This window comes from Actinomadura sp. CNU-125 (genome assembly GCF_001942465.1).
In the GTDB taxonomy this organism is placed as follows: domain Bacteria; phylum Actinomycetota; class Actinomycetes; order Streptosporangiales; family Streptosporangiaceae; genus Spirillospora.
Window position 1 is genome coordinate 1 of sequence record NZ_MKJY01000375.1, and the last position, 3,984, is coordinate 3,984.

Annotated in this window: 5 protein-coding genes and 1 pseudogene; 1 reads left to right on the top strand and 5 read right to left on the bottom strand. The window is 75.3% G+C overall.

Features of this window, described 5'->3' with window-relative positions:
* From BJF79_RS33890 to BJF79_RS33910, 5 genes and pseudogenes are all read right to left on the bottom strand, one after another.
* A partial coding sequence (locus BJF79_RS33890) for a hypothetical protein (protein WP_262402952.1) occupies nucleotides 1-317 on the bottom strand: 317 nt, incomplete at its 3' end.
* Between the two features lie 10 nt (nucleotides 318-327).
* The gene (locus BJF79_RS33895) at nucleotides 328-909 is read right to left on the bottom strand and encodes a hypothetical protein (protein WP_262402953.1); all 582 of its coding nucleotides are present in this window, start codon (nucleotides 907-909) and stop codon (nucleotides 328-330) included.
* Between the two features lie 536 nt (nucleotides 910-1,445).
* A pseudogene (locus BJF79_RS62870) lies at nucleotides 1,446-1,670 on the bottom strand (EsaB/YukD family protein); the annotation flags it as partial.
* Nucleotides 1,671-1,705: 35 nt separating this feature from the next.
* Nucleotides 1,706-2,020 (bottom strand): WXG100 family type VII secretion target, encoded by a 315-nt coding sequence (locus BJF79_RS33905; RefSeq protein ID WP_075903583.1) that lies wholly within the window; start codon nucleotides 2,018-2,020, stop codon nucleotides 1,706-1,708.
* Between the two features lie 43 nt (nucleotides 2,021-2,063).
* Entirely contained in the window at nucleotides 2,064-2,426 is a 363-nt protein-coding gene (locus BJF79_RS33910) for a WXG100 family type VII secretion target (protein WP_075903585.1), read from the bottom strand.
* A 267-nt stretch (nucleotides 2,427-2,693) separates the two neighbouring features.
* Here BJF79_RS33910 and BJF79_RS33915 point away from each other — a divergent pair.
* The coding region (locus BJF79_RS33915) for an ATP-binding protein (protein WP_143220602.1) at nucleotides 2,694-3,984 on the top strand (1,291 nt) is incomplete at its 3' end.

The following is a 3,984-nucleotide window of genomic DNA, read 5'->3' on the forward strand; positions in this document are numbered from 1 at the left end:
CGGTCGCGTGCAGCACGTCGGGCGTCCGCCGCGCAGCAGCAGCGCGGGCTCGCCGGGGGCGGCGCCCGCCACGCCGATGTCGCGGACGGCGGCCGCGCCGCCGTGCACGGTGATCGCGCCGCCGCCGACACGATCCGCACCGTGCCGGGCCCCTTCTCCGCCATCAGGGTGACGTCCCTGTTCAGGACGACGCTCTCCCGGTACTCGCCGGGATGCACCGACACGGTCGCCCCGGCGGCGGCGGCGCGCACCGCGGCGGCGATGGTGTCGTGGGCGCCCCAGCCCGGCGCGACCCGCTCCCGCGCGGACCTCTTCATCAGCATCGCGTCACAGCCCCCTGCCGGCGTCCAGGAGCGCCTGGAGCACACCGAACACGCCCGCGGCGAGCGGCACGCTGACCGCGCCGAGGAAGGCGCCGAACGAGCCCGGCCAGCGCCACCGCTCGCCGAAGTCGACCTGCTGCAGCGAGCTGCGGAACGCCATCACGAGCCCGGCCCACAGCACGACGACGCCGACGATCACGAGCGCCAGCGGCCCGGACCAGCCCGGCAGGTCGAGGCCGGAGAGGCGGTCGGGCACGCGCAGCACGAGGGCGCCGAGCCCGGCCAGGCCGCTCAGCAGCAGGGCCGCGACGACCGCGGTCAGCCGCGAGCTGCTCGCCCGGCACAGCAGCGCGACGCCGAGGCAGAGCGTCAGCCCGAGCGCGAACCAGCCGTCCGACGTGCTCAGCACGCCGAGGCAGCCGAGGATCGCGAGGCAGCACACGGTGTTGAGCAGGACCAGCAGGCGCTGGACGCGGCGCACCGTGCCCGCGACATCGTCCATCTCGGTGGTGCCCGGCGGGAGTGTGGCGACCTGCGACGCCAGCCGCGGCAGGATCGCGAGGACGTGGAACACGACCACGGCCACGACCGCCGCCGCCTCCGTCGGGTTCGCGCGCGACAGCGCCAGCGGGACGGCGAGCAGCAGCGCGAGCCCACCCGGCCAGCAGCACCATCGTGGGCGCCGACGGGGCCGCGAGGTACGCGGCGAGCGCGCCGATCAGCGCGCGGCAGCGCCGCCGCCAGCCGGGGCCGCAGGCCTCCAGTCGGCAGGGCGAGCACCGCGCCGGTCAGCAGCGGGCACGCCGCCGCGGCCAGCGCCGTCCGCGCCCCGGGCGGGACGGGCCAGTGCTTGCGGGCCGCGCTCCACGCCAGGATCGGCGTGGCGAGCCCGGTCGCGAACAGCGGGACGCCCGCCGCGATCGCGCCGGGCGCGCCACCGCCCGCCGCGAGCGCGATCGCCGCGCCGACGAGGACGAGCAGCCCGAGGACGACCGTCGTGTACGCGCGCGTCCGCGCGCTCCACATCGTGCCGTCGTCCTCCAGCGCGGCGATCTCCTCCTCGATGTCGGAGACGACCGGCCCGTCGAACTCGCCGTCGAGGACGTTGCGCAGGTACAGCGTCTCGCCGTCCACCACGCCCGCCGTGCCGAGCGAGTCGCCCGGCTCGAACGGCGGCCGTCCCACCGGGGCCAGCGACCACGCGGGCGGCATCGCGTCCGTCTCGTCCTGGCCGCACAGGTCGGCGAGCATGGCGGCGTACTCGGTGATCGGGGCGTGCGCGGGGACGGCGATGTCCACCCGCCGGCGCTCGCCCACGACCGTGATCCGGCACCGTTCATCGGCCAACGGAGGCTCCCTGGTTCCCCGCTCTCACCCGGCGCTCAGTGCTGCCAGCTGCGGACGTTCGCCCACTCGGCGTCCGCGTAGTTGCCCCAGTTGACGTTCATCGCGTGGGCGATCTGGCCGAGCACGCCGTCCGGCCCGAACAGGCCCTCGGCGGCGATGTTCCACTGGAGCTGCATGTCCTGGTAGTAGGTCGCGGCCTGGCTCTGCGTCCACGCCGCCTCCAGCGGGGCGAGCTTGGCCTTCAGCGTCTGCAGCTGGTCCTCGATCTCCGCCGCGCGGCCGTTGAGCCAGCCGCCCGCGGCGCCGAGCCCCTCACCGACGTAGATCTGCGTGCCGTCGACATTGGCCATGGCGGGGTCCCTCTCAGGTGATGGCGGGGGTCGTGCGGGGGGCTCAGGTCAGGTTCGCGACGGCGCCGCCGCCCGGCATGCCCGCCTCGATGTTGTTCAGGTTCGTGAGGTTCTGCTGCTCGGATTCCTTGTAGTTCACGTAGTTGCCCTGCAGCCCGGCCGCGATGCCGGTGAGCGCGTCGTTCAGCATCTTGGCGAGAATGTCGTACTCGGCCATCAGCGCGACGAAGCGGTCGTGGGCCATACCGCCCCAGCTCGCCTCCAGGCTGTAGACGTACGTCTTGATCTCGGCCAGTTCGTCGGAGATCCGGGTCGCGGTGTTCGTCGTGTCGGTCGCGGCACCGGCCAGGTACTCGGGCGTGACCCTGTAGGTCACGCCGCCCACGGTCACGGACGGGTCTGCCATGGCGGTCGCCTTTCCGGGGTCTCGCCCGGCCGGTAACCGTCGGCCGGGGCTGCTCGCATCACGCGCAGCGTCAGACTCCCACGCACCGCCTACCGCTCCGTATCGGTAGAAATCGCCTATCTTTGCGACCTCCCAGGACGCAATTGCCAGTTCAGTCACTATTCACCTCTCGGCAATTTGTTCCCTTCATCCGATTGCCACCGGTTCGCCGTACCATGATCAACTTGCGTGGAAATCAAGGGACCGCAAATCGTCTGGAGATCGCCCATGCCCGCTGGGATCCCGCCCTGGAACGGGCACGGGTTCCGCGCCCGAAGACCCGAGCTCGCCGCGGTCGACCGCCTCCTGCGGGACGTGCCGACCGGCCGCGGCGGCGCGCTCGTCGTCCACGGCGACGCCGGCATCGGCAAGACGGCGCTGCTGGAACGGGCCGTCGCGGCCGTCCCCGGGCTGCGGCCGCTGCGCGCGAACGGAACCGGCACCGCCGGGCTCCCCTACGGCGCGCTGCACGAACTGTGCGAGCCCGTCCTGGCGCGGGCGGAAACCCTCCCCGGCCCGCAGCGGGACGCCCTGGAGGTCCTCTTCGCGCTGCGCGACGGCCCGCCGCCCGAACCGTCCCGGCTCGGGCACGCCGTCCGCGGGCTGCTCGCGGCGGCGGGCCGCGAGCAGCCGACCGTGTGCCTGCTGGACGACGCGGACGCGCTCGACCCCGCGTCCGCGCGCGTCCTCGCCTTCGCGGCGCGCCGCGCCCGCACCGCCCCCGTCGCCTTCCTCGTCGCCGTCCGCGCCGACCCGGCCGGGACGGACTTCGCCGGGCTCCCGGCGCACCGGCTCACCGGCCTCGGCCGCGACGACGCGCTCGCACTGTTCGGCTCCCGCCTCCGCGTCCCCCTCGACCCGCGCGTCCGCGACCGCCTCATCGCCGAGGCACGCGGCAACCCCAGAACGCTCCTCGAACTGCAACGGCGAGCGGCCGAACCGGCCGCCGGCTACGGCCCCCCGCACCTAGAAGCCCCCCGCACCCCCGGACGGCCTGTACGCCCCCGGAACCCCGGACGCACCCGGCACCCCCGACGGCTTCGACAGCCCCGGCGACCCCGGCGACACCGACCCTCTCGACGAGTCCGGCCTCCCCGGTGGGCTTCCCGGCTCGACCCGGCGGCTGCTTTTGCTGGCCGCCGCGGAACCGCTGGGCGATCCCGTGTTGGTGTGGGACGCGGCGCGGCGGCTCGGGATCGGGCCCGGCGCGGCGGCGCCCGCCGAGGCGGCCGGGTTGCTCCGCCTCGACGGCCGCGTCCGCTTCGCGCACCCGCGGCTGCGCTCGTCGGTCTACCGGGCGGCGGCGCCGGACGACCGCCGCGCGTCCACCGCGCCCTCGCCGACGCGACCGACCCCGGCAGGGAGCCCGACCGCCGCGCCTGGCACCACGCGCATCCGTCCTCGTACCGGACGGACACCGTGGCCGCGGCGTTAGAACGGTCCATGCCCCGGGCGCGCGAGCGGGGCGGGGTCGGCGCCGCGGGAGCGTTCCTCGCCCGGGCCGCCGCCCTCACCCCCG